Raw genomic sequence first — 26,600 nt, 5'->3', positions numbered from 1 at the left:
CTAATGCGCATACAAGGTCGTTGGAAGTAAAAGCCGCCATCTAGAACGTGGCGTCGTGGACGATAAGCCCGTATATTCTGGATGCTGCAATGGATGTTTCATCGCATCCTGTCGCACATACTGATAGAGTTGAGGCATTAGTCTACCACAGTTTCAGAATGCAAATACGTTCAAATGGATATTCATCGATGACAAAAGACGCACAACATTGGTCTCAATGGTTCTGGAACACCTTTTTTGCAGATTGGTTGGCACGTGTTCAAGACGATCAAGGCGGCGTATTTGACGCATTGAATGCCAACGGCTCCCCTGATCCGACAGCTAAAAAATCGCTTCTGGCCCAAGCCCGCACCTTATTTACACTGTCACATGCCGCATTGGAGACGGGCGACTCATCCTTGATTATTGCAGCCAAAAGGCAGGTCAGTTTTCTGGAACACTTTCAAAAAGCATCAGGATTATATCGCTGCATGACGGCGCGTGATGGCAGTCTTACTGGACAAATAGAGGACGAATACGCACGCAGCTATGACCAAACTTTTGTCATTCTTGGGCTGGTGACGTGGAATAAATTGTCACCATCAGATGAGGTCTGCGCGCTGATCGATGACTGTTGGACTGCACTAGAATTGCACCTGACAGACCCCGTCACAGGCTTGCTGCGCAACGATGACAGCGGTGCAAACACTGGGCCCGCACAAAATCCGCACATGCATCTGTTCGAAGCCTGCCTTCAGGCCTTTCGCATGACAGATGACGCTATCTGGCTCGCCCGTGCTGCAAAGTTGCGTGCGACCGGACTGCAGTATTTCATGGACGATCAAAGCGGCAGCATTGCAGAGTTTCTGACACCTGATCTGAACCCTCTGCCAGATGCCGCAGGTCTACGCCGCGAAATTGGACATCAGTGCGAATGGGCTTGGCTTTTGATCGAAGAGGCTGAACTTGCCAAAGACGACCGTCTGCGTATCCCAGCCCATAGGCTCATCAACTTTGCCGATACATATGGTTTTGCGCAGGACGGTATGTTGAAAGGTGCAGCTTTTGATGCGGTATCAACCACAGGAGATGTGGTTGAGAACAGCTTTCTGATGTGGCCACAAACAGAGGCAATCAAGATTTTAGCGACCCGCCACAGAGCGGGAGAACCAAACGTCGGCGCACGCGCACAGCGATTATTATGCCAGATGTTCGAACATTGGTTTGCAAAACACCCAGTCTTTATCAATCAGGTCGATGCGGCAGGAAACGCCTTATGGGATGAAGGTCTGACACGGTTGATGTACCATATCGTCATAGCAATGAGCGAAGGGATGCGGGCGGGATTATGGCCAGTTGATTTCTCAAACGCTTTGGCCAAGCACTCTATAGACTGACGTCACAAGAAAAAACGCCATACATTCATATGGATGAGCCCCCGCCACTCCCTAACAAATTGAAGCGGAGGCTCAAGTTCCACCATCCAGTTTCAAAAAGCCCTATTTAAGCTCAATGGTCTTTGATCGCTCGGCGGCCCAACGGTTGAACCAAGCCAACCCCGCAAGAGACAGTCCTAAAAGCAGTAATGAGAACACTCGAATCAAGCCACCAAGTCCTTGAATATCCCATGCGAACACTTTCACGACTGCGAAAGCAATCACGATCAAGCCAGCCTTGCGAAGCGTTGCGCTGCTTGTCGCAATAGCCTGATAAATCAAGCCAGCGCCGATCAGCAACAAGGCAACCGTATAGGTGTAAAGCTCTGCCGGTGCCACATAGTCCGCATCCATCAAAGCAGGCCCCAACCAAGCATGGCGAATGGTCAAAACCAACCAGATGCCTGTTAAGCCGAGGGACATCCCTGCCAGTGTTGCACGCAACCACTTTGGTTGATCCTTGAGCCACCACGCGCCGAACATCAACGCGACAGCAGGCACGAGATAAGCTGGAACAAGTGTGTTGAATAGGATTGGACCAACGATATCTTCGGTCCAACCCAAGACAGGATTCATTACAGTTACACTCGATAGCAGCTGCAAAAGAGCCGACCCAATAAACAAAATCGCAAAGACTTTGCGTAAGAGACCCAAGCCTCCGCCCAAGGACAAACGGCGCAACTGCACCACACCAAGCAGCAACCAGATTGTTGCGGTCAACCCGATCAACCATCGACCATTCGCGTAAATGTCGCCAGAAAGCGCCATGACCGTTCTGCCCAGAACCAGAGTAAGGAAAATCCCAAACGACGAGACAACAGCAGTTTCAATCAAAACTTCTGTACGTGGCCGGTTTACGGATTTAGCCAACATCCAAGCCAATACGAACCCAGCGACGGCACCACCATGCGAAATCAGCATCTCCCACCACGGCGCATCCAGCGCCCAATCGATCCCAGGATCAATCGTCAGACGAAACCCAACAGCCATGATACCTGGCAGAACAAAGGCAGCCATCCATGGCAGATCATATTTACGATCAAGCCATATGGCTGCAACAATAGTCAGCACGATGGCGATTGTCAGAGCCACCAAGCTAAAGACCAAGACCAAGGCAAAAGTGATACAAGCCAACGCGGATAGGACAGCCAAAGACAAACGCGCGCGCGCATCAGCCCCATCTACACGGGCAAAACGCTCCGCCATAGCCACCATCACCAGAGCGATGGCCAATGCGTGCAACGCCCAGCCGTAACTGCCCATAATCAGCGCAGGCTGCCAGAATACCTCAAGAACAATCGCCATGATTGGTGCAAATAGAGTTGCTGCACCTGCCAAGAAAATCTTTACCGGTCCACCGTGAAGAGAACGCCAAGCGGCGGCAATCGAGATCACAAGGCCGAGGCCGACAAGAAAACTCGCTTGTAAGGGCATTGCCTCAGAGTTTCCCATGATCACCTCATTCGGCGCCCTCCAAACAAACGCACCCTGCGCGACAGTCACCACCAACCCGATGGCGGGCAGCATAGCCAAATCAACCAAAGCTTCGGCTTTACGGGCCCAAATCAACAGGCTTAGAACCATAACGCTCAGCGCAAAAATGGCAGTCCAAAAGATAAGACTCTGCGTGCTATCCAATGCCGCCAATGTAATCAAAACGCTTGTCACCAAGACCGAAGCCGCAGCGAGGCAGATAGGAAAGTCAGGCCATGTTTTACGTCCCTTGCTCAACACAAGTGTAAAACAATTCCCCGTATGTTGAGGCGTCAGACTGCGCATCGGGATGACAATTGCGGCAAACGCTAGGACAAGGCAAAATGCAATGAAGGCTGGGATCACTGAGGCACCAGCACCAGCCACAAGAGCCCCGCCTGTCACAAAGCCTAAGGCCAGCGAGAGCACCGAGACCCAAGCCCATCGGCGGAATGTGTCAATAAGCAATCCCGTGACGGTGATGACAGCAAAGTAAATGAATAAAAACTCAGGCGTATCTGATGATCCGCCAATTACAAAAGGTGCTGCCATTGCACCGATGATGCCGACAGCCGCTAAGAAAGGCCCATAGAACCAGCCGAACACCATGGCCAGCGCACCGATTAACGCCAAGCCAATAAGGGCAATTTCTGGTCCGATGAAACCGTAAAGGAAGCGTGCCAGCAAAACGCCAGCGAAAAATGTGACAATCCCAGCACCAGAGAATGTCGATGGCAGATAAGCTGTGGACTTATCATTTTCGTCGCCAAACCTGCGGCGTAAGAATTCGCCCACGCCAATCAGCGCCGCGCCAAACCCAAAGGTCAGCATCACACGCACGGTTGGAGGTAGTAAGCCTTGCTCCATGCTGTAGATTACAAAGTAAACACCAGCGAGCGCCAGCGAGACCGCTGAGATGACGTAGAACCAATTTTGAACCAACCAACCGATAAAGCGATCGAAGAGCATATTTCTTGGCTCGGTATTCGGTTCGGCATGAGGTGGTTCCACGTCTGGTTTGGTAACCTTTGGAACTGTCGATGTCGGCCGCACAACCTGTGCCTCCGTCGCCTTATCTAAACTCAATTCAACTTTAGGGTCTTGAGCTTGCGTCGAGAGAGCTTGTGCAGCCACTATGTTTGGCGCAGCAACAGCACTCATATCTTGTGTGCGTTTTTTTAACTGTGACACTTGCTTTTCAACCTGTGACAAGCGCGTCTTAAGTGCTGCGTTCGACACCAAAAGATAAATTGTCCCAATCGGCAAAAGCACCACAAAAATGCAAATCACGGCAATCGCGAGGCCAATCAAACTATCTTCCACGGAAATATCCAATCACGTTAGACTCTTAACATGCCATACTCGCGGCACACCTTTTGCCTTGCTCGTATCAGAAAAATAAAATGACGAACAGTTCATGCGAGTGACTTTGAACCTATCACGGATTTATGCCACCTTGAGTGCTTGTTTGTAACGAACAACCTCCGCCAAAGAACGCTTTACAAGTAAGATTTGGAAATGAAAGCGCGCATCCCGTGATATGCAAACCTGTGCTAAAATGGGGCGTGAATTTTAACTCGTCTCAAGCGCGTGAAAGCTGCCCAATTACTTCTTGGGGGGCGAACTGATGCCGAATATTTATAGGTCCGCCCCCTTCACCGTTCGCATCGCCTTCCTAGGTCCAGTGTCTATGACAGCGAGATACCATTTGGGCAAATCGTTAAAATCTCGGGGCGCGCCCAAACGAGATCAACTGGCACAGCTATAATGGTAAATACATATGCTTTCATCATGATGAGATTCTATAGTCTGCCTCAGCATCAAGGCGTTTTGCCTGAATGGAGTAACTTATACTTAAAGGGCCCAACGACATGCGACCGTAGTCTTTTTGATGAAGGTATAGAAAACCCACCATATTAAGTTGACTCTTTTGATAAGAATTGAGACTAAGAGCGAAGCCAGCTCTCACCAAAGCCCGCGATTCTGAAAATGTTCAAGATCATTTCTGACACTCGTCAGGCAAAAGGGCGTGCCATGGCTAAATATCAATTACCCCATTTATATCTTTCAAGCGCAGCATGTGTTGATGCTGCACGTCCAGCACGTTGCAGCCAACAAACCATTCAGAGGTTGAGATGACATATCCATTACATTGTTCTTGCCGCCTGATATTGCCGCAACATGCAACCTACAAAGCAAAAATACGCAGTCGATTAGAAAGCTTTCGGGCCAGTGTCGATATTGAGAACAAGACAGAGTTTCGCTTGTCTTGGGCTTTCGGCTGGCTGTCTATTTCGGAACGTGATGACCAAGTAACAATTGAGGGTGGCGCCACTGATGCAACGGGTTTGGCCCGTATCAAGGATTTGCTCGCCACAGCCTTTAAGCTTTATGCCAAGATTGATGACCCACAGATCGTTTGGACTGGCGATCATGCACATGATCCCGAGCTAGCGCCCTTTAGGTTAATGGTCGTTGAAAAGGTCACCAATTTGAACGCACGCATAAAACGTGTGCGACTGCATGGCTCAGACCTGAACAGGTTCGAAGAATTTGGCAACATGCATGTGCGGCTGTTACTGCCTTGCCTTACCGTGCCAAACCCTGTCTGGCCCGTGGCGGGCCCTGATGGGTTGACGAAATGGCCTGATCCAGACCGAAAGCCCGTATCGCGGGTCTATACGATCCGCGCCATTGATACTGTTGCCTCTTGGGTTGATATTGATGTGGTCACGCATGGGACCACTGGCGCGGGATCAGCTTGGGCTATGTCTGCGAAACCTGGCGATCAGATTGGAATGTTTGGACCTCTTGGACGGCCAATAAATCGCAATGCTCAACATTACATTATCGGGGCAGATGAAACCGGCCTGCCCGCGCTTGCCAGACTATTGGAAATACTGCCCGAGACAGCAACAGGACTAGCGTGTATTGAGGTCGCCACGCAAGCTGATGTTCAAACGATAGAAAATCGCACGAAAATCGATGTGGAATGGCTGTTTCGCCGTGACGCGCCTGCAGGCACCAGCTTGGCCCTCTCAGACCGTTTAATCGCCGAGACATGGCGCGATGATCTGGATTGCTTTGGTTGGTTCGCCGCCGAAGATGCCGCTGCTCGCCGTTTGCGAACGCATTGGCGTCACGACTTAGGCCTCAGTCGGGACCAGACACTTGCAGCAGCCTATTGGAGGCGCGGAACAACAGGCCTGATGGCAGGTTAAAACGGATTAAACCGTTGCCACAGCGGTCACGACAGGCGACGAGCGAGCTTTTGCATCAGGTTGAGGTGATCGTCTTTTTGCAGGTAGGTCTTAGAAATCTGTTAAAGTAAACAGCGCCTGAATGCCGCTCAGTCTTGCGTGCCAACGAACATCCGGTCTTTCGCGGCTGTGATATGATAACGCATAGTCGCTGAGGCAACCTCTGGCTGTTTTAGCCGAATTGCCTCGAGCACTGCGCGATGTTCTGCCAAGACGAGTTCTTGACGCGCAGGCGTATCCAAAAGCGTCAAAGACCGAGATAATTTGACACCAAAGGCGATCTGCTGGCCTAAGGATTCAAGAACGGACGAAAAGAACGGGTTTTTCGATGCCCGCGCCACAGCGAGGTGCAGCATCTGATCTGCATCTACAGCAAGTTCGTTTTCTTGGTAGGCCTGCTCCATAACGCTATAGGCATTCTCCATCGCGGCAAGATCTTCATCGTCCCTACGCTTTGCCGCCCATGCCGCGGCCGAGCCTTCTACGTCGATGCGAAATTCGTAGCACCGCTGCACATCTGAGATGGATTCAAGGGGCACAAAACTGATCAGTTGGCGATCTGGGCGACGCAAAATATAACTACCAGACCCACGGCGCGACTGAACGATTCCATCATCGCGCAATCGCGACAGGGCCGCACGCACAATGGGCCGTGAGACACCGAACCCTTGCGCAAGGACATCCTCAGCCGGAAGCCGACTGTGCACAGGATATTCTTCTTCAAGAATGTTCACCAGCAACTTGTCGTAGACTTGATCAGCCAATGAAGGGCGCTGCGTCTCTGACACCAATATCTCCTTTGAAACAAATTTACCGGCCCTGATCATACAGTCACAGGGCCGATTTATCAATAACGGCTAAGACGCAGAGCGGTCCGCCGGAGATTTCGTCGCAGGTTTTCGAATGACCAGAAAGTAGACGAAGACGAGCGTCAGCAACACAAAGAACAAGCTGTCCAGATTGGTCAAGAAAGTGGTCGGATCACCATTCGACAAAGACAGAGATCGGCGCAAGAATTCCTCAAGGTTCGGGCCTAGAATATATCCAAGCAACATGGTGATCACAGGGAAGCCATTGCGTCGCAGGTAGAAGGCAAGGATACCCATGCCCAGAGCCATAAACATCTGGAAGGTCGAGTAAGTCGCAACAAAGCTGCCGACAATCGCCAAAAGCGCAATCACCGCGTAGAGAACATCTTTACGGATGGACACGATCTTGATGAAGTATGGCCCGATCAAATACAACGTCAAAGGAATAAGAACGACAGCACTGAAAAGCAAAGCCGCCAACATCGGTGCGATCATACCCGCTTGATCTGACATAAGCTGTGGACCAGGCTGAACACCGTTGATCACCAACACCCCAAGCATAATCGCTGTAATAGGATCCCCTGGAATACCGAAGGTCAACATCGGAACCATAGCCCCGCCACAAACCGCGTTATTCGCGCTTTCCGAGGCGACGATGCCTTTTGGATTGCCCTTACCAAATGTCTCTGGTTCGTCAGATGTTCGTACGGTTTCAGTATAGGCTAGGAAGGACCCCATAGACCCACCGGCCCCCGGCAGTGTTCCGACGAAATACCCGATCAGACAGGATTTGAAATAGCACATAAAGCCGATTTTGCGGATGTCAGACCACGGAGGAATGAAGTCGCGACGACGAATTTTAACCTTGCTCGCAGCCGCTTTGGTGGCCGCGTCATCAGTTGGTTCGTAGGCTTGCATCAAAACTTCGGCGATGGCGAATGTCCCGATAATCACTGGCATCAGGGCAATTCCCGCCGTCAGGTTGCTGTCGCCATAGGTAAAGCGCGTGATCGGCTCCATCGCATCCAAACCGACAGTCGCCAACATCAAACCGATACAGGCGGCCAATCCAGCTTGTGGAATACGTCCACGCTGCGCAATAACCACCACGATGATCGCGAATGCGAGCAAAGAAAACTTACCGGTGGTTTTGACAAGCAACGATAGCTCGGCCACGAAAGGGGCGACCGCGATCAAAAGCAAAGCACCGACAGCGCCCCCGAACATCGACCCTAAAGCTGCGTGCCCAAGCGCCAAGGCGCCTTTGCCTTGCTGCTGCATAGGGTATCCATCCAAAGCGGTCATCATAGATGATGGCGCGCCCGGAATATTGATAGTTGTCGCTGTGATACTGCCGCCACACATGCCAGCCATATAGATACTGGCACAGGCCATAAGCGCTGTTTCAACGCTCAACGTGTAAGTCAACGGCAACAACAGGGCCATGGCCAAGGTCGCTGTCAAACCCGGAATGGCCGCAAAAATGGTGCCGATCAAAAACCCAAGAACAACATAAGTCAGGTTGAACGGGTCCATCAGCAACGAAAAGCTGTTAAAAACGAGAAGAATAAAATCCATGGTTCAACCCCACAGTGTCGGGAGGCGAACCCCGAACAATTTCTGGAACATGACATAGCAGATCGCGACAACCAGCACCGAAATCCCTGCTTTGAGCAAAAGCTTCTCAACACGAGAGAAAATCAAGATCAGCGCAAAAACGAAGACGGTTGAAGAGATGAAGTACCCTATCTGACGAAATGCGACGATGTAGACAAAAATGGCTGCGATAACCAGCAGGTGCGTATAGGTGCGTGGCTCATCCGACTTGGTGTTTTCTACGGGATTCCGCAGGCTTTGTACGATGAGTACCGTAGCGAAAAGGATCGCCGCAGCCCCAACAAGGATGGGAAAGAACGACGGCGTCAAACCGTTATCGACGATAGGGGCACCGAGGCTTACCGCCGAAATAAGATATCCGACAGACACGACGAGTATGACGTAAAGAAATGAGTTTTGCCTGTTTATGAACATCGTTTTCTCCCGATATGAGGCTGGGTCTTAACCGCAAAAGACAGATAAAAAGAACCTTATCTTATGTTTTGCATAGGTCGCTTGAACTTGCTTTCGAGGACACTCAAGCCCCCGAAAGCAATGCCCCCGACAAGGCGCCGGAGACATGGTGTTTGTTTGGTAAACCGTGGATTACAGGTTCAAATCGTCCATCAAAGAGAAGGTCTTGTCTTGAAGCCCTTCAACCCAACCCTTCACTTCGTCAGAGCCGAGCCAATCAGGTGTCACACCGATTTGTGCGAGCCAGTCTTGAAACTCTGCGCTGTCATAAGCTGTTTTAAACGCAGTCTCGATCACGTCGATTGCTTCATCCGGTGTGTTTTTCGGAGCAGCAAGAACAATAAAGCTACCTGTTTGCAGATCAAAGCCTTTTGAGCTGATTGTCGGCACGTCAGTGTATGTCAAGTTCTGCACAGATGTCAGTTCGATCACACCTTTTGCATCACCGGATTCAATGATCCCGCTGAAATCGCCAAGACTTGAAATCGCTGCGTCCAACTCACCAGACAAAAGTGCCTCAGCTTCAGCGCTAGAAGACCCTGCGTAAGTGATCACGTTGAAATCTACGTCCAATAGAGTTTCAAGTTGGATAACAGACAAATACGGACCAGAACCTTTTGGCGCCACACCGACACGGACTTGACCTGGGTTTTCCTTGGCTTTTGCGACCAATTCTTCAAAGCTGTTGATACCAGAGTGTTTAGACACAACGATTGCGTCAGCTTCGCTGGTGATGCGCGCGATCAAGGACATGTTTTCCAGACCATAGCCAGGAACCATTTGGCCGCGTGGCAATGTGATAACGCTGTCATATGTCAAAACGCCAACTGTATGGCCGTCTGGACGGGCGCTGGTCATTTGGATCAAACCTGTTGCAGTCACCGCACCTGCGATATTTTCAACGTAGATGGATTTTGGCAGGTCTTGCTCAGCGAGATTACTAATTTTGCGCGAGATGGCATCAGCACCACCGCCTGCAGGCCATGGCACGATAAGGCGGATGTCACGTGTCGGGAAATCAGCAGCAGCAACGGATGCACCAACGACACAAGCGCCAAGCGCCAAAATGATGCTTTTCTTCAAGCCTTTAGAAAACATAGATTGTTCCTCCTTTTTGAACTTCGTAGCGTCTATCCAGAAGCATCTGGCAGATCGCATGACCATGCTTGTGCAGCAAAGCCATATATTAAACCAACTTAGGACAAGGGGTATTTCATTGAGCGAAGGTCGCGTTTAAATGCGTCCCTAGCGACATATGAGTCGTAGAATTCAGACCATCGGCGCCGAACTCAAAAGCTTACAGTCATCTCGCAAAATATGCATTTTTCTTGATGCATCATACATGCGCACATCTTTCGCGCACATATAAATCTCCCTCATTTCGAGCCGAAGCTCCCCCATTCATTTGTGCAGATTTGGCACTTACGAACCCTAACTCACTCTACAAGACTGCACTTACAAATCAACAACTAAAATTACCCATTATTACGAATTATGTGCAAATTCGTCATAATACTCAGAATAATAAGTTAATTATCCGCCAAATTACGGGGAAAATATCGATATTTGCAAAAATAAGTAAAATTCAGACAACAGCCAACATAGGCGATTCCATTCAGAAAGAGCACAGATGTCGCAATAGAGCTTCCTCAACAAAAAAGGCCCGCCGCCACGACTAAACGCAACAGCAGGCCAAGCGCAGGATCAAAGCAACCGTTAGGCTGTCAAAAAATCCTTAGGGAGGAGCGCTTCTGGTAGGTTTTGGTAGCACACAGGGCGCAAGAAACGACGAATTGACAAGGTGCCAACCGAGGTCGCACCAAAGTTTGTGCTGGCAGGATAAGGTCCGCCGTGCACCATCGTATCACAAACCTCAACACCTGTCGCAAAGCCGTTGGCCAACACTCGACCAGCCATGCGCTCAAGCACAGGCAAAAGCGCCTGACCAAGATCAATATCGCCATCATCCATCTGCAAGGTCGCAGTCAGCTGCCCTTGGAAACTTTCGGCAATCTCTTGCATCTGCGCCGCATCTTTTACGCGGATCACAAGACCGAGCGGGCCAAATACTTCTTCGGACAGAACCTCATCCGCCAACCAGTCAGCGGCAGAAACCTCAAACAAGTAAGGCGCCCCATCGCGACCTTCGCAAGATGTGGTCAACAGAGTTTTGACCCCCGCCGCCTCGCCCACGCGGCGCGCACCATCGCGGTATGCATCAGCCATGCCATCCGTCAACATCGGCTGAGCCGCAACAGCACCAAGACCTTGCGTTGCGGCCTCAACAAAGCGATCCGCCTCAGGACCATCAATCACCACCGCGATGCCAGGATTGGTGCAGAATTGACCAACACCCATGGTCAAGCTTCCCGCCCAACCCGTACCGATATCAGCGCCCCTTGCGGCAGTCGCCTCAGGCAGAACAAACATAGGGTTCACACTACCAAGCTCACCGAAGAACGGAATCGGTTCAGGGCGCGCAGCGCAGAGATTGTAAAGCGCGCGACCGCCACCGAGACTACCGGTAAAACCAACAGCCTTAATCCGTGGGTCCGTAACGAGCGCTTCGCCCACCGCACGCGTACCACCTTGGACAAGACTGAAAATGCCGGCATCCATGTTGCATGCCTTAATCGCAGCCGTGATGGCATCCGCAACAATTTCACCTGTACCGGGATGTGCGCCATGACCTTTGACCACAACAGGACAACCCGCAGCCAAAGCCGCCGCCGTATCACCACCCGCGACAGAGAAAGCCAATGGAAAGTTTGACGCGCCGAACACAGCAATCGGCCCAATGGGGCGCTGCATCATACGCAAATCGGGTCGTGCAAGCGGCTGACGATCTGGCAAGGCTTTGTCGTGCCGACAGTCAAGGTAATCGCCTTTACGGATATGTGCTGCGAATAGGCGCAACTGCCCCGTTGTACGACCACGTTCGCCGATAAGACGTCCTTCAGGCAGTCCTGTTTCCGCGCTGCCAACCTCGGTGATTGCGTCGCCGCGCGCGTCGATCTCGTCAGCGATTGTTTCCAAAAGCACAGCACGATCTTCGCGAGATGTTGCGGAAAATCCTGCGAAAGCCTTTTGCGCTGCGACACAAGCCTGCGCGACGAGTTCTGGCGTTCCTGCAGAAAATTCAAAAGCTTGACCTGTTGCAGGCGCGGAAGAGAACTTTATCTCAGTCCCGATTTTTTCGCCTGCAATCAGGTGGTGTCCATGTGGAGTATAGCTCATCATCATCGGCCCTTCTGTTCGCGCCAAGCGTTGTATTTCACGATATTCTCATCATCAGTACCGGGGTAAAGCCCGATAATACCGGCACCTTCATTGACCTGCTCCAGAACGAAATCCTCGTAAGATTCCATTCCCGTGCATTCCTCTGCGATTTCGTCTGCAAGATGCGCAGGAATGACCATAACACCATCGCCATCGCCCAACATCACATCGCCAGGAAAGACCGCAGCGTCGCCGCAAGAAATGGGCACATTGATGTCAATTGCCTCATGCAGCGTCAGATTTGTGGGTGCAGATGGGCGCGCGAAATAGGAGGGCATGTCAAGCGCGCCGATGCCAGCGGCATCCCGTACACCGCCATCAGAAACAACACCCGCAGCGCCACGTTTGGCAAGTCGCGTCACAAGGATTGAACCGGCTGTGGCTGCACGGCTGTCTTTGCGCGCATCCATCACCAACACATGCCCTTCAGGACAGGTCTCTACGGCCACGCGCTGCTTGTGGTCACGTTCGCGGAATACAGTGATCGGATTACGATCTTCACGGGCTGGAATGTAACGCAATGTGAAAGCCTGACCAACCATTGTTACGGGCTTAGATCCGATAGGAACCACACCCTGCACAAACTGATTGCGCAACCCACGCTTATAGAGCGCCGTAGCAACAGAAGCCGTAGAAACACGCATCAGTTTTTCACGCACTTCGTTCGATAAAATGTAATCGCTCATAATTTTTTCCTCACGTAGGCCCCTACTCGGCCGCTAATGTTCAACATTAAGCCCTCCCTCAGAAAGCCTAACTCAAAGCATTTCATTGCTTGCTTATTACGAGGGGTCCAGTTGATGATCAGCCAAAAGAGCACAGGGCCCAGTCAAGCGGCTCAACACATTAGATCCTCCCAAACTCCATTGCTGGCGTTGGAATAATTGGTAACTTGATTTCTTATATTTGTCCATAGTTGTAAAATTACTTTGTAAAAAATAGCAATTAATGGCATTTTTAACGATATTTTTCGATACAGAATTTACAAATATATAGATATGCATGTACCCTCCGCATATTCTAAAATTAGCTTCGGCGCTTTGAGCCTTAAGCAAACAGGCAAGATCGAATCATTTATTTTGCATTGCGAATTTACGTTTCGATGAAGAAAGATCCATTAGGGGTCTTCTCATGTCAGGAACTGTTACAGCCCGCTAGATGGCCCGTTCACACTTGTTTTGAACAGTTATTGAGAACAGCATAGAAACGATATACCTGATGCCCCACACCTACAAAACCAATGACACACCTCAACAGCTAAACAGCGCGCTGACTGCCACAGACACTCTACATGATCGGTAGATCGAATTGCTCTTTGCCGTTGCGTCCAGACAGCAAGCTATCTAATCGCCTTTCAAGACGCCTTCGCCAAGCTCTAAAGTTGTCCTAAAAAGTAAAAGAATTTCAAATTAGGCTCCGTCACTTTTGTGCTGGATGAGGCCTAAACGAGCTGCAAGAATAGTACAAAAGCACACACTCTAGTCTGCCGCTGCGCCAAATTCATTCGGCGCCAGTAAACAGCCATTCAGTGCAGGCCATTTACATTCAAATACACTGCGTACAATGAACTTGTACCAGCTATAAACAATCGGTTTAATTTGGGCCCACCAAAGCACAGGTTGCCAACCATTTCAGGGATATGCACTTTCCCAATCAACCGACCATCTGGGGCGATGCAATGCACACCATCGGCGGCAGAGGTCCAAATACGACCAGCGCGGTCCAAACGAAACCCGTCAAACAGCCCATTGGTGCATGACGCAAAAACACGAGACGCCCCAAGCGTTTTGCCATCACTGTTGACGTTAAGCGCGCAAATATGTTTTGCGCCATTTTCAGTGTGCGTCGCCCCCGTATCGGACACAAACAGCGTTTGTTCATCAGCCGAAAATGCAAGTCCATTGGGCTTGTCAAAATCAGCGGCGACAACACTGATCTCATTCGTATCCCCATCAACGCGGTAAACGTGACAGCCTGATTGTTCAACCTCAGCACGCTCGCCTTCATAATCCATCATGATGCCGTAGGACGGATCCGTGAACCAGATCGAACCGTCAGATTTCACCACCACATCATTGGGCGAGTTGAGCCGCTTGCCTTGGTAGCTGTCGGCAATAACGGTGATCGATCCGTCATGTTCCGTACGGGTGACGCGGCGGGTGAGATGTTCGCAAGAGACCAAACGCCCCTGCCCGTCAACCGTGTTGCCGTTGCTATTGTTAGAGCCTTGCCGAAAGACGGACACAGACCCATCGGTTTCGTCCCAACGCATCATGCGGTTGTTTGGAATGTCTGACCAGATAAGGTAACGCCCTGCGGGAAACCATGCCGGCCCCTCGGACCACCGCGCTCCCGTCCACAAACGCTCCACGCGGGCATGGCCGATAAAACACGCTCCAAATGCAGGGTCTATGCTTTCAAATCCTGTTCCATCCAATTCACCGAACATCTTTATCTCCTGTGTCTGTCCAAAGGACTCGGTTACACTTTATCTTTATAGTCATTTTTATAGTCAGGGCTTTCAGAGGGGCGCGTGATGCACACCCCCTGTTTTGGTCTTTGATTTCCTGGCAATGACGCATCAGGCCCCCAAATGGCTTGGTAGGTGTCAAATGCTCGTCCGCGCCATTGCAGCACAACAGCCACCAAGGCAAGCAAAGCCCACCAACCGCCGATAACCACCCACATCCAAATGGGCGCATTGGCCGCCCAAAGCCCCGTTGTGATCGCAATCATAATCAAACCCAAAGCGGTGTAGCCAACAAGTTTATGAATAAATTCAAAGGCAAGTCGGCGAGGTGTCATATCAAAATGATCTCCTCTAAGGCTTCCATCCGCATGAGGGGCCGTTGGCCCCCCTTTGGTGCCACGCAAGGCGCCTGACAAAAGCTGCATCGCCCCAAGGCCCATGACAGTATAGCCAAGAACGTGATGGCGCATCGCCGCACCTGTATTTTGCGCCGAGATTAAGATCAGGACCAAAGCAATACAGGCAATGCCAAAGGACGATATTTGTCCCCAAAAATGCACGTCCCACCAAATGCGATTGTCCAATTCACGCGGCCAATCTTGTTTCGGGGTGATTTTATAAAACCGCGCGATCAAAATCGCCAATGGCGTGATCACCCCCCAAGAGAGAACCATCAGACGCGCGTGCCAAGACAGGGCAAAGCCGATATCATGGGCGCGCGCAGCATCGATAGGGGACAAAAACCAATCAAGCATCAGCCTTTTACCGCGCCGGCTGTCATACCCGTGATGATCTGTTTAGAGGCCACAAAGGTAAAGATAATCGGCGGAATGGCCAGCAACATGCCTGTGGCCATGATCACACCCCAATTGATGTCATATTCCGTGATCGAGTTCACAATGGTCACCGGCACGGTCCGCGTGTTGCGATCCAAAAGCGCATTGCCGAGCAAGAATTCATTCCACGCAATGCGAAAGGTAAAAATCGCTGCCGCAGCCAAACCCGGCTTGATAATAGGCAACACCACAAGAAAGAAAATCTGAATGGGGTTGGCCCCGTCCATGCGTGCCGCTTCTTCAAGCTGGATCGGAACTTGAACGATAAAAGACTGCAAAATCCAAATGACAAACGGCAAATTCATCGCGGTATAAACCAAAATAATACCCGTAAATGTGCCGTCCAATCCGTATTGGAATGTCCAGATGCCAAACACAGGCACAAGCAGCACAGCAGGTGGCACCATACGCATTAAAAGCGTTGTCATAGACACCGTGCCACGGCCCATAAACTTAAACCGAACCAAGGCATATGCCGCCATACAGCCCATAAACAAAGTCAAACCGGTCGAGACCAACGCAACAAAAAGCGAGTTGCCCAAAGCGCGCCCAAAGGTCGGGTCGCAATAGTCCACATGGCTCGGCTCATACCACAGCACATCGCACAAAACGGTTTCGTAATTGGCCAGTGTCGGCGCAAAGAAAAAGGCCGAAACCGAGCTGTCGTAGACATCAACGTTGGTTTTAAACGATGTCGCTAACATCAATAAAATTGGACCAAGCGACATGACGACAAGCACCACAATCAACATGTAAAAAAGCGGGTTTTGCGTTTCTTTTTGAACTGACATTACGCTGTCCCTTTCGCTGCCATCGCCTGCATTTTTGCGGCGCGGCCTTCTTGCATTTTATTGTAGGCAAACATCCCGATGGTCAGCGCCATCAACACCATAAGCAGCGTGTTCGACATCGCGGCGGCCTCGCCGAGTTCTTGGAATTCTTGTGCAGTACGGAAAATGCGCATGGCGACGATTTCAGTCGAAAGGCCCGGGCCCCCGTTGGTCAAAACCATGATCACTTCGAGCACTTTAAAGGCATCAATCAATCGTAACATCAACGTCACAATCAACACCGGCAGCATCAATGGCAGCTTGATGTGAATGACTTTTTGCATATCAGAGGCACCGTCGATTTCGGCGGCTTCCAAGGCAGAGCGGGGTAAGGATTGCATCGCGGCCAGCGACAAGATGAAAATAAATGGCGTCCACTGCCAAACATCGGCCATCACCACGGCAACAAAGGCCCATGTGCTGTCAGAAAGCCAAGGGATGCCTTCAAAGCCCCAGTCTTTCAACGTGCGGTTAAAGATGCCCACGGTGGGGTGATACATGTAGCGCCACATCAGACCCACAACGATTGGGGCGATCATCATTGGTAAAATGAAAATAGTCCGCAAGAACGACATACCTTTGATGTTGCGATCAAGCAGCAAAGCCAAACCGACACCAATGAACATCTCAAGCGTCACGACCACAGCCGCGAATTTGACTGTCACCCAAAAGCTCTCGCGAAAAGCCGCGTCATGCATCAGGTTTACGTAGTTGCGTAGCCCAACAAAATCGGCCTCTCCGATCCTTTGACTTGGGCTCCAATCCAAAAAACTGGCGTAGATCATATACCCGATCGGATAGAGCAATGCGACGGCCAGAATGATCGCAGCAGGTGCCATGAACACATACGGGGTGAGCCGGTTTGCTTTGTTTGCGATATTCATCAGCTTTTGCCTTAGACAGTTAGGGGTGAAGGGAAAGTCTTGAAAGCGCGCTCCGCGGGACCGCGAAGCGCGTTGTTCAGCTTATTGCCAAGTGTAATAGCCAGCGTCTTGCATGATGGCCTTGGTGCGTTCAGCAACTCCATCCAAAGCCGCCTGAATATCAGTGCCTTCTGTGATCACTTGCGACATGGTGGTGCCAATATCAGCGTTGATTTTACCCCACACAGGGATGATGGGACGCCAGTCTGGATCCGCATTTTTCAACGCGTCCCCAAAGGTTGCCATGTAGGGGAACTTTGCGTTCACATCAGCATCGGCATGGGTTGAATACCGTGAGGGATTGCCGCCGGCCAAAGCGATCATTTTGTCCGCTTTCTTAGACGTCAGCCACTGCATCAACAAAAACGCGGCGTCTTTGTTTTGCGCGTTCCTTGGAATACCGATCCCGAACCCACCGGTTTGCGACCCAGCCCGCACACCAACGGGGTGCGGTGCCCATGCGACTTTGCCAACCACTTTGGATTTTGCAGGATCGTTCACTTGCCCCGCAAAGACCGTTGAATCCAAGTACATCGCGGATGTGCCTTGCAAGAAAGATGCCGCAGCTTCTGCAAAGCCAAATGTGGCCGCACCTTCTGTGCCGCAATCCACGATGGTCTTTAGCGTCTCAGCCGCAGCAACACCTTCGGCGTTGTTCATGATCGGGTTCCAGTTGTCGTCAAAAATACGACCACCAAGAGGCGCGAGGTGCAACAAAAAGGCGTGACTTGCATCGTGTCCAGACGCCGCACGTGATGCTAGACCGCCCATTCCTGGTTCAAGCTGCGGGATTTGACAGGCCACATCAAGCAGCTCTTCATAGGTGGAGGGCACTTTCAAGCCATGCTTGTCGAAAATGTCCTGACGATATCCAAGGATGGATGTCTCAGAGCCAAATGGCAGGCCAAACAATGATCCTGTTGGACCCGGAAGATAGCCTTTTTCACCACCTGACACACCGATATTGCCAACGTATCCTTCCACCAAATCCGCCGCATCATAGGCTGGATCAGACAGTTTTGGATTCATGAAATACCGTGCGAGATTCTCAAGTTGATCGGCGTAAACATAATCGGCCTTTGAGAAGACCACATAGGCAATAAGATCGTAGTCGCCTTTGTTTTTTGTCAACTCAAGCGTCTGTTTTTCACGCATTTTAAGATACTGAAGCTGATCGACTTCAACTTTAATTCCGGTTTCTTTGGTGAATTCAGGCAGCACCTTCATCACAGCATCGTAATGCGGGTGCGCAGGAAAGTTCACAACCAGCGTTGTGCCTGCATAATCGTCATACGGACCGGCAACAGCCGCCGCAGTGGTCATCATGAGAGCCGATACAGCCCCCACAACAGTTGTTTTGATATTTAGCATTTTTTCCTCCCAGAAAATGAAAATATTGAAGGTATTAGAGAGCGATTTCTGTCTTTTTATCAAACAGATGCACACCCTCAGGATTGATCGCGAAGCGCAACTGTCCGTTGCGGTCAATTGGAATAGTCGATTTGAGTTCGACCTCCACCTTTTGGCCGCCGCAATCGCATAACAGCACAGTTTGCGCGCCGATATATTCCGACACGATGATGCTCACGAGTAAGGATTGGTCCTCGGCTGCTGCGGGGTCGTACACCAGATCAGAGGGGCGAACGCCAAGCGTGACTGAGCGCCCACTATGAGCGCGAGCGGCCTCAGCTTTCTGGTGTGACAGCTTCACACTGAACCCCTGCCCTTGAACGAATATCTCGCCGGATTTTTCAGTAATCTCGCCGTCGAGAAAGTTCATTGGCGGCATACCAAGGAAGCCCGCAACAAATTTATTTGCAGGATTTTTAAACAGCTCTTCAGGGCTGCCTTGCTGCTGGATGTACCCGCCATTCATCACGACGATCCGATCGGCCAAGGTCATGGCCTCGATCTGGTCATGTGTGACGTAGATCATGTTTTTTTTGACACGTTGGCTCATCAAAGCCAACTCGGCACGCATCTGTCCGCGCAGTTTTGCGTCCAAATTGGACAGCGGCTCATCGAACAAAAACGTACTGCTGTCGCGCGTCAAAGCCCGCCCCATCGCGACGCGTTGACGTTGACCGCCAGACAGCTCGCCAGGTTTGCGATGTAAAAAATCTGTGAGACCCAATGTTTCCGCCACAGCAGAAATTTTTGCGTCGATCTCGGCCTTTGGCATGCGCTGTAATCGCAATGCAAAAGACATGTTCTTTGCGACATTCATATGGGGATAAAGGGCATAATCCTGAAACACCATGGCCAGATCACGGGCTTTTGGCTCAAGCTGGCTGACAGGTTTTCCGTCAATGTAAATCTCACCTTCAGTGACACTCTCAAGACCAGCAATCATCCGCAATGTCGTGGATTTACCACAACCAGAGGGCCCTACAAAAACGGTAAACTCGTCCTCTTCCATTTCAAGATCGATACCATGCAACACTTCAAAAGAACCGTAGCGCTTTACCAGCCCCTCTAAGACAATCTTTGGCATAGTCTCCCCCCCTATTTTCGCCAGACCCTCGGCCTGTTACCGGTCACAATAGCATATATGTGACCGGTAACAATAAAAAATGCAAAGGAATAAATACAACGAATTCAGCTAACTATGAATTATCGGTGCTTTGCCTGAAAATTGGGTCTGCGGGAACTTCGATATGATTCGTGCTGGCGTCCGCCCCGCGTGCTTTCAAAAGGCGCGTAATCAACGCCCCCGTCTCACGGCCAATCGTCAAAGGATCAACCATAACGGTGGAAATAGAGGGCGACGCAAAGCGCGATACTTCGAAGTTACCAAACCCAGCTATCGCGACCTGAGCAGGAATCTGAACACCTTTGCTCAATAAATAGCTTTGCACACCAAAAGCGGCCAAATCTGACACACAGAATATGCAATCTGTGTCAGGCCAATTCTGCATGACTTTCTCTGCGGCAAGCGCGCCCACGTCAATCGACAAAGGCGGCGCACCATATTGCACGATGCGCGACGCATCCAGCCCCGCAACGGTCATGGCATCGACAAAGCCCGCACGTCGCGCAGCGCCGCGTGTCCAACTGTCGTCCTCTTCGCCCAAAAAAGTAATGTTGCGATAGCCCTTAGCGATCAAAGCTTGCGTCATGCGAAACGACGCATCCTTGTTAGAAAACCCAACTGTGTGCCCGATGGCGCGATCTGGTCGTTCCCAAATTTCTATAATTGGAATATCAACACTGCTCAAAAGTTCATAAGTGCGCTCGGTGTGACCATCATAGGACAGCACCATCGCTTCGGGTCTACGCCGAAGCAAGGCTTCGACCAAAACTTCCTCGCGCTCTGCAGAATAAGCCGTGTGGCCAAGCAAAATTTGCAGATCTATTTTCTCAAGCTCTTCGGTCAAACCCTGTACAGTTTGCGCAAAGTGCAGATTGTTTAATGAGGGCAAAAGGGTTGCGACAAAGCCCGATTTCTTTGTCGTTAGGCTGCCAGCCATTTGATCAGGTACATAATTGAGATCGCGCACGATCTTAAGAATATGTTCACGGGTCTCAGCCGCAATAGGACTGTTTTTTTTCAACGCCCTAGAGACCGTCATGCGCGACACGCCAGCAGCTTTGGCAACGTCGCGCATGGTCACTTGCGTTTTGGGCTTGTCTGACGGGCTGGAACGATCGGGCACAAAAACTCTTTCACTTTTAGACTTGTGAAGACTTTAGCGCCGAAGCTTCGGCATATCCAGCCGCCCATTGTGTAACTTAAATTACGAAAGCACTTTTCAATCACCTCAGCCAAGCGGTGTAACGCTCCGCTTGGCTGAGGTTTTCTGTTCAGTCCTTACTTACCCCAATTCAAAACAATAGGATCAAGCGGTTTGAGCAAGCTAATAAGGCGAGACCGAATATCTGCATGAAGTGGCGCAATTGGGTGGCGACAGAACTCAGACTTGATAACGCCGCCCTCAACCATTGCAGCCTTGCAAGACTGCCAACCACATTGACGGTTTTCATGATTGATCGCCATCGCAACGCGACCGTAGGCGGCAGTGGCCTCATCGCTGCGTCCAGCGTAAAAATGAGTCAGAACAGGTTTGATCTGGTCCACAATCATACCAGAGGTCATCGTCCCTGTGGCCCCCGCATCAAGATCGGCCAAAAGCGTAATCGCCTCTTCGCCGTCAAACGGTCCCTCAATAGCATCCCCGCCCGTGGCGATGAGATCGCGCAGTTTATTGGCCGCACGCGGACATTCAATTTTAAACAGTTTCACCATCTCAAGCTCTGTGACCATTTTCACCAAGAGCGGCACCGGCAGATCGACACCTGACAAAGGAGCATCCTGAACCATGATCGGGATGCCAACCTCACTGACGGCTGCGAATTGCTCATAGGTTTGCTGCGCTGTCCCTTTGAGCAATGCACCGTGATAGGGCGGCATCATCATCACGATGTCCGCGCCAAGGCTTTTTGCAAATCGCGCCCGTTCCACCACAATCTGTGTCGCGTAATGGCTGATGGTGACAATCACCGGCACGCGCCCTGCGATATGCTCGATAGAAAGCTTGGTAAGCACCTCGCGTTCGAGGTCAGAGATCAAGAATTGCTCGGAAAAGTTAGCCAAGATACAGATGCCATCCGCACCTTGGTCAATAAGGCAATCAAGCACGCGCTTCATGCCATCCAGATCAAGGGTTCCGTCTGGATGAAACGGGGTTGGTGCCACTGGCCAAATGCCTGAATATGCGGGGTTCATGCGGATTTACTCCATTATATCAAAATTATGAAGGTGTTTATCCGAAATCGAAATCCCAAGGCCTGGTGCGTTGTCATCCAGATCAAGGTAGCCATCTACGGCATCGGGCTCACCTTCAAAAATACAGTAGAACAGCTCGTTGCCGACCTCAACGTCATGCATAGGGAAATACTCAAAAACAGGACGATTCACATTGGCCATCGTCAGGTGATAATTGTGCATTTGTCCGGCATGTGGGGTCACTGGAACAAAGCCAGCGAGATGCGCGGCGTCCATGTTATCCTTTGCGGTGTTATGCGTGGCGATCTGCACGGTGATTTTTTGCCATGCGCACAAGCAGCTCAAAAGCTTGCCGCGTTGCGCCGACATTGGCTTTGTTTTGGCCCGCGATATCAAACGCGGTACCATGAGCAGGCGTTGCAACGGGGATGGGCAATCCCCCTGCCACAGTCACGCCGCGTTCAAATCCCATCAGTTTGATCGCGATTTGACCTTGATCGTGATACATTGTCACCACTGCATCCACTTCGCCGCGCATGGCTTTGAGAAACACAGTGTCAGACGGCCACGGACCTGTGACGTTCATCTGTTTGTCTTGGAATTGCTTAATCGCAGGTTCCAAGATATCAATCTCTTCACGGCCAAACTTGCCGTTGTCTCCCGCGTGAGGATTCAACGCAGCCACGGCAATTCTAGGCCGCTCCTGCCCCGCACGCCGCAAGGTATCATGGGCAAGATTGACGGCCTTTGCGACACCTTCTTGACTGATATTGGCCGCCACATCTTTGATGCCGATGTGGCTGGTGACACGAGTGGTCATCAGCGCATCAAGTACGTTGATCTCAGAGTGGTGCCCCTCAAACCCAAGGTAGCGCGCCATATACTTGTGCTCATCTTCGGCATTGAGACCCGCAGATGTCATCGCCGCTTTGTTAAAGGGCGCAAAAAGCACGCCATCCACCAAACCTGCTTGGGCCAAATCCAGCGCCTTATCAAGACAGCGCAACGAGGTGGTTCCGCCGGCTATTGTGACCTCGGATATTTTGACATCTTCTGGGGCTATCGTTTCCATTTCCAAATGCGACAGACCAGATTGCGTTGCGATCTGTCTCTCTTCAATCGTGTTTAGCGCGACAGGAAGTTCCGCTTGATCCGCACCTTGACGCCAAAGGTGACTGTCCCCGACGAGTACAATATCGGCAGCCTCTAGAACCCCCTCTTCATTCAACAATCTTGCGATAAGTTCCGGCCCAATCCCTGACGGGTCTCCAGGCACAATTGCAATACGTGGCTTGCTCATCACAACCCCTCCCAATGTTTTGAATATCCGTCTGGCAAAATCACCATCACGTCTGGCTCGATGCCGGTGTTAAAGGTCTGAACGACCTCGAACGTGTCTAAATTAAATCGCTGCACCTGCTCACAATCGACAGCAATATAGGCAAAATCCGCCTCATCATCGATGCACAATGCCAGCGGGTTGGCGGGTGTTTTTTGCTCGTGAAGCATCTCACCGCTTGTCTCGTCAAAGACAGAGAACGACCCTCCAAAATGGTTCATCGTGACAAGGCGATTTCGTTTTGCGTCGTAATAGATGCGGCAAGGATCGTGAGGCGTGGGGAAACTGCGCAGGATTTCCAAATGCTCGGTATCGATGACTGCAATGGTGTTGTCCCCCCGCTGCGAGGTGTACAAAATGCCTGCATCATCACGCAAACAGCGCCCTTCTGGTTTCTCGCCCGTTATGAGTGACACAGGTGTAAAGGTGTCATCACGCGGTTTGAACATCGTCACATCACCAGAGATCAAATTCATCGAATATGCGGTCTCTCCATCGTCACTCAACGCAAAGAGATGCGATTTCGTGCCGCCGGTTGGTGTGATATAATCCCAGCCCTGATCAAAGGCGCGCGGATCGTCTTTGACCAACAGATGCGCGGTCCATTCCGACAACACATAAAGCCGCCCTTGGGCGTCTAGCTCAATGCCATGCGGGCGTGCGTATTCGCCCAAATCATAGATATGCGCGATGGCTTGCTTTTCGATATCAACAACGATCACAGAACGCCCGCTGGTCCCGTCCATACCTGAATTTTGCACACCGTAATGGCCGACATAAGCATATTTGAAATCTGCATCGACCACGAATTCATGCGGGTATTGTGGTAACTCCAACCGTCCCTGTAAAGCGCCGGTGTCGATGTCATACCAACTCACACAGTGGCTGCATTTTTCGATGAGCATCATGGATTGCGCCACGCGAATCTCCTTTTAGCGCCAATTGTGACCGGTAACACAATTACCGTTCACATCTGAACCGGTCAAACACAAATTGTAGAACCCTACGTTTAAAACCTATCAATGCAGGTGCGACACCGCGGGCCATCCCAACGTAGAGATGGCCCGCAGCCTAAGCGTTTACTGGTCCCAAATCGCGGCGTAAGAGGCGCGATACGGGATATCTGGGTCGAACTGATTGCTCTCACCCATCTTGGCCAAACCTTCGGATGTCACCAAGGCAGGTGACGTGATATAGCCAGAACAGGCTTCACCTTGGATCGCGCGGTTCAACTCATCGACGAGCTGCCATCCTTGCAAGTTGAGAGGTTCAGCCACAGTGATAGCTTGATAGCTTTCGCTGCGAATACGCTGGAACGCCGCCTCAGATCCGTCACCAGCAGAGCCCGCTTGTGGGCCCTTTGCGCTTGAAATGCCAACTGCGGCCAATGCTGGCCCCATAAAATCAAAGTACAGATCATTGATCGCCAAAGCATGGGTCCATTCGCTGCCATATTTTTGCAGCAAGCTGGTGGTCAATGGCCCCATCCGTGCAGAGGTATCTGCGATTGGTGTGTCCACATATTCAAGGACCGTACCCCCCATGGATTCAATGGTTTCTTTAATTCTGTTCGCCTTATCGATCGCAATCTGGTAAGTTGAGTCAGTGAAAATAATCGCGCCAACCTTGTCGCCTCCATCCTCAATAGCCCATTTTGCCGCGACTTCAGACACGGCCATAGCATCCGTCGAAACATTGGTAAAAATGCCACCCGGCGCGTCACAGCCGATAATGGGGCCGGAATGCCAGGCCACCATCGGGATGTCCGCCTTCACCACACCTTCAAGTGCGGCTTGTTGTTCAACCGCGTCGAAACCGTTGATGATCACACCGTCGGCTTTGAGAGCTACGGCTTGACCAATGGCCGCTGTGCGTCCTTGGATCGACCCAGCCCCATCCAAAACACGAACCTCCCATCCGATTTTGGCTGCGGCTTCTTCGATCCCTTTGGTCACGCCAAGGATGCCACCATTTTTTAAATCTCCCGCCACGATAACGATCGATTTTCCCTCAGCACCTGCTGGTCCTGTGGTTGGGCCGTCAAAGTCCTCTTGAGCAAAAGCTGACTGTCCCAGACCGAGTGCCAATGCCATTACAGACACCGTCATCACGTTTTTCTTAAGCATCATAATCTCCTCCCATATGATCCGTTATTTTTTCGCGCCTTTGCGACGCTGAGCGTAGCCTGCGATACCGATTGCGATCAGCAAGGTTACACCGTTGAACATCGGTTCCACCCAAAAGGATCCCCCGAATTGTTGAATGCCAGAAATCCCCACAGCAAGGATCGCAACCCCGACAACTGTGCCCCAAACATTTACCCGTCCGGGTTTGATCGTGGTCGAGCCCAAGAAGGCTCCCACAAGTGCAGGCAATAAGAATTCCAAGCCGACCGAGGCCTGACCAATACGCAGTTTCGATGCGAGCAGCACACCAGCGAAAGCGGTTAAAAAGCCTGAGGTCATAAAGGCGCCGATGACAAATTTACGTGTCGGAATGCCATTCAACTGCGCGGCCCGTTGATTTGCACCAATGGCGTAAAGGTAGCGACCAATGGGGGTGTATTCGAGCACCACCCACATGGTCAGCGTGATCCCAAGCACATAAAATCCAGTGATCGGTAGACCAAAAACAAAGGTGCCATTGAGTGCTAAAAAGCTGTCAGGAAGCGCACCAACCATTTGGCGGCCACCTGTATGCCAAAGGGCCAAAGCGTAAAGAACCGTGCCGGTGCCAAGCGTTGCGATAAACGAGTCGATATGCGCGACTTCGACCAGCCAACCATTCAAAAACCCGGACAACAAGCCAAGCAGCAAAACGATTGCCACGACGACAGGCCAAGGCAAGCCAAAAATCGTTTGCAAAGAAATCGCAAGAATATGCCACAACACGATGCCATATCCGACGGTTAAATCGATGCGCCCTGCCGCCATCGGGATCATAGCCCCAAGCGAGAGCAAAGCGATAATGGCCTTGTCTGAAATCAACGCTCGTAGATTAAGCATCGTTGGAAATGTATTGGGCAGCAGGATTGAAAACAAAACAATCAACAGGCCCGTCAAAATAACCAAACCATAGACAGGCAGATACCGCAGCATGCGGGTTTTCAATGACGCGTTTTTCAATTCAGCTTTGGTGGGTTCTAGCGCGTTTGAGTCAAGAGATTGCAT

Annotated in this window: 22 protein-coding genes; 2 read left to right on the top strand and 20 right to left on the bottom strand. The window is 51.1% G+C overall.

What is annotated here, in order from left to right; genetic code table 11:
- Nucleotides 1-188 precede the first annotated feature (188 nt).
- Entirely contained in the window at nt 189-1,376 is a 1,188-nt protein-coding gene (locus KO503_RS15960) for an AGE family epimerase/isomerase (protein ID WP_215992547.1), read from the top strand.
- Nucleotides 1,377-1,478: 102 nt separating this feature from the next.
- Here the strand turns inward: KO503_RS15960 and KO503_RS15955 are convergent, their stop codons facing one another.
- Complete coding sequence (locus tag KO503_RS15955; RefSeq protein WP_215992546.1) at nt 1,479-4,211, bottom strand: DUF2339 domain-containing protein; 2,733 nt, start codon at nt 4,209-4,211, stop codon at nt 1,479-1,481.
- Nucleotides 4,212-5,023: 812 nt separating this feature from the next.
- On the opposite strand from KO503_RS15955, the gene KO503_RS15950 reads away from it, so the two are divergent.
- A complete protein-coding gene (locus KO503_RS15950) occupies nt 5,024-6,109 on the top strand; it encodes a siderophore-interacting protein (protein ID WP_215992545.1) in 1,086 nt (361 codons plus the stop codon).
- Nucleotides 6,110-6,237: 128 nt separating this feature from the next.
- On the opposite strand, the gene KO503_RS15945 is transcribed toward KO503_RS15950, so the two are convergent.
- The 19 genes from KO503_RS15945 to KO503_RS15855 form a co-directional block, all read right to left on the bottom strand.
- Entirely contained in the window at nt 6,238-6,936 is a 699-nt protein-coding gene (locus KO503_RS15945; RefSeq protein ID WP_215992544.1) for a FadR/GntR family transcriptional regulator, read from the bottom strand.
- A gap of 69 nt (nt 6,937-7,005) precedes the next feature.
- Entirely contained in the window at nt 7,006-8,535 is a 1,530-nt protein-coding gene (locus KO503_RS15940; protein WP_215992543.1) for a tripartite tricarboxylate transporter permease, read from the bottom strand.
- A gap of 3 nt (nt 8,536-8,538) precedes the next feature.
- A complete protein-coding gene (locus KO503_RS15935) occupies nt 8,539-8,988 on the bottom strand; it encodes a tripartite tricarboxylate transporter TctB family protein (RefSeq protein ID WP_215992542.1) in 450 nt (149 codons plus the stop codon).
- 171 nt (nt 8,989-9,159) lie between these two features.
- Nucleotides 9,160-10,125, bottom strand: a complete 966-nt coding sequence (locus KO503_RS15930; protein ID WP_215992541.1) for a Bug family tripartite tricarboxylate transporter substrate binding protein — start codon at nt 10,123-10,125, stop codon at nt 9,160-9,162.
- A gap of 618 nt (nt 10,126-10,743) precedes the next feature.
- A complete protein-coding gene (locus KO503_RS15925) occupies nt 10,744-12,264 on the bottom strand; it encodes an aldehyde dehydrogenase (NADP(+)) (RefSeq protein WP_215992540.1) in 1,521 nt (506 codons plus the stop codon).
- Nucleotides 12,265-12,266: 2 nt separating this feature from the next.
- Entirely contained in the window at nt 12,267-12,992 is a 726-nt protein-coding gene (locus KO503_RS15920; protein WP_215992539.1) for a ribonuclease activity regulator RraA, read from the bottom strand.
- 839 nt (nt 12,993-13,831) lie between these two features.
- Nucleotides 13,832-14,755, bottom strand: coding sequence for an SMP-30/gluconolactonase/LRE family protein (locus KO503_RS15915; RefSeq protein WP_215992538.1), 924 nt, complete (start codon nt 14,753-14,755; stop codon nt 13,832-13,834).
- Nucleotides 14,756-14,787: 32 nt separating this feature from the next.
- Nucleotides 14,788-15,531 carry a cytochrome b561 domain-containing protein gene (locus KO503_RS15910; RefSeq protein ID WP_215992537.1) on the bottom strand — a complete coding sequence of 248 codons (744 nt, stop codon included), beginning with the start codon at nt 15,529-15,531 and terminating at the stop codon, nt 14,788-14,790.
- Nucleotides 15,531-16,403 carry a carbohydrate ABC transporter permease gene (locus tag KO503_RS15905; RefSeq protein ID WP_215992536.1) on the bottom strand — a complete coding sequence of 291 codons (873 nt, stop codon included), beginning with the start codon at nt 16,401-16,403 and terminating at the stop codon, nt 15,531-15,533. Before KO503_RS15905 ends, KO503_RS15910 begins: the two co-directional genes overlap by 1 nt.
- A complete protein-coding gene (locus tag KO503_RS15900; protein ID WP_215992535.1) occupies nt 16,403-17,326 on the bottom strand; it encodes a carbohydrate ABC transporter permease in 924 nt (307 codons plus the stop codon). The genes KO503_RS15905 and KO503_RS15900 overlap by 1 nt, the downstream gene beginning before the upstream one ends.
- A gap of 81 nt (nt 17,327-17,407) precedes the next feature.
- Complete coding sequence (locus tag KO503_RS15895; RefSeq protein WP_215992534.1) at nt 17,408-18,736, bottom strand: extracellular solute-binding protein; 1,329 nt, start codon at nt 18,734-18,736, stop codon at nt 17,408-17,410.
- A 34-nt stretch (nt 18,737-18,770) separates the two neighbouring features.
- The gene (locus tag KO503_RS15890) at nt 18,771-19,859 is read right to left on the bottom strand and encodes an ABC transporter ATP-binding protein (RefSeq protein ID WP_215992533.1); all 1,089 of its coding nucleotides are present in this window, start codon (nt 19,857-19,859) and stop codon (nt 18,771-18,773) included.
- Between the two features lie 112 nt (nt 19,860-19,971).
- Nucleotides 19,972-21,021, bottom strand: a complete 1,050-nt coding sequence (locus tag KO503_RS15885) for a LacI family DNA-binding transcriptional regulator (protein ID WP_303506665.1) — start codon at nt 21,019-21,021, stop codon at nt 19,972-19,974.
- Nucleotides 21,022-21,176: 155 nt separating this feature from the next.
- Nucleotides 21,177-22,091: a dihydrodipicolinate synthase family protein gene (locus KO503_RS15880; RefSeq protein ID WP_215992532.1), complete on the bottom strand. Its 915-nt coding sequence runs from the start codon at nt 22,089-22,091 to the stop codon at nt 21,177-21,179.
- 6 nt (nt 22,092-22,097) lie between these two features.
- Nucleotides 22,098-22,367 (bottom strand): enolase C-terminal domain-like protein, encoded by a 270-nt coding sequence (locus tag KO503_RS15875; RefSeq protein WP_290122955.1) that lies wholly within the window; start codon nt 22,365-22,367, stop codon nt 22,098-22,100.
- 16 nt (nt 22,368-22,383) lie between these two features.
- The gene (locus KO503_RS15870; protein ID WP_215992531.1) at nt 22,384-23,391 is read right to left on the bottom strand and encodes a 4-hydroxythreonine-4-phosphate dehydrogenase PdxA; all 1,008 of its coding nucleotides are present in this window, start codon (nt 23,389-23,391) and stop codon (nt 22,384-22,386) included.
- Nucleotides 23,391-24,350 carry a YncE family protein gene (locus tag KO503_RS15865; RefSeq protein ID WP_215992530.1) on the bottom strand — a complete coding sequence of 320 codons (960 nt, stop codon included), beginning with the start codon at nt 24,348-24,350 and terminating at the stop codon, nt 23,391-23,393. Before KO503_RS15865 ends, KO503_RS15870 begins: the two co-directional genes overlap by 1 nt.
- Nucleotides 24,351-24,509: 159 nt before the next feature.
- Complete coding sequence (locus KO503_RS15860; protein ID WP_252731136.1) at nt 24,510-25,559, bottom strand: substrate-binding domain-containing protein; 1,050 nt, start codon at nt 25,557-25,559, stop codon at nt 24,510-24,512.
- 21 nt (nt 25,560-25,580) lie between these two features.
- Nucleotides 25,581-26,600: an ABC transporter permease gene (locus KO503_RS15855; protein WP_215992529.1), complete on the bottom strand. Its 1,020-nt coding sequence runs from the start codon at nt 26,598-26,600 to the stop codon at nt 25,581-25,583.

Origin of the sequence: Pacificibacter marinus (assembly GCF_018860505.1) — a bacterium.
Classification (GTDB): Bacteria; Pseudomonadota; Alphaproteobacteria; order Rhodobacterales; family Rhodobacteraceae; genus Celeribacter; species Celeribacter marinus_B.
The sequence above is the reverse complement of the archived record's forward strand: the minus strand, read 5'-3'. Positions and strand labels throughout refer to the sequence as shown.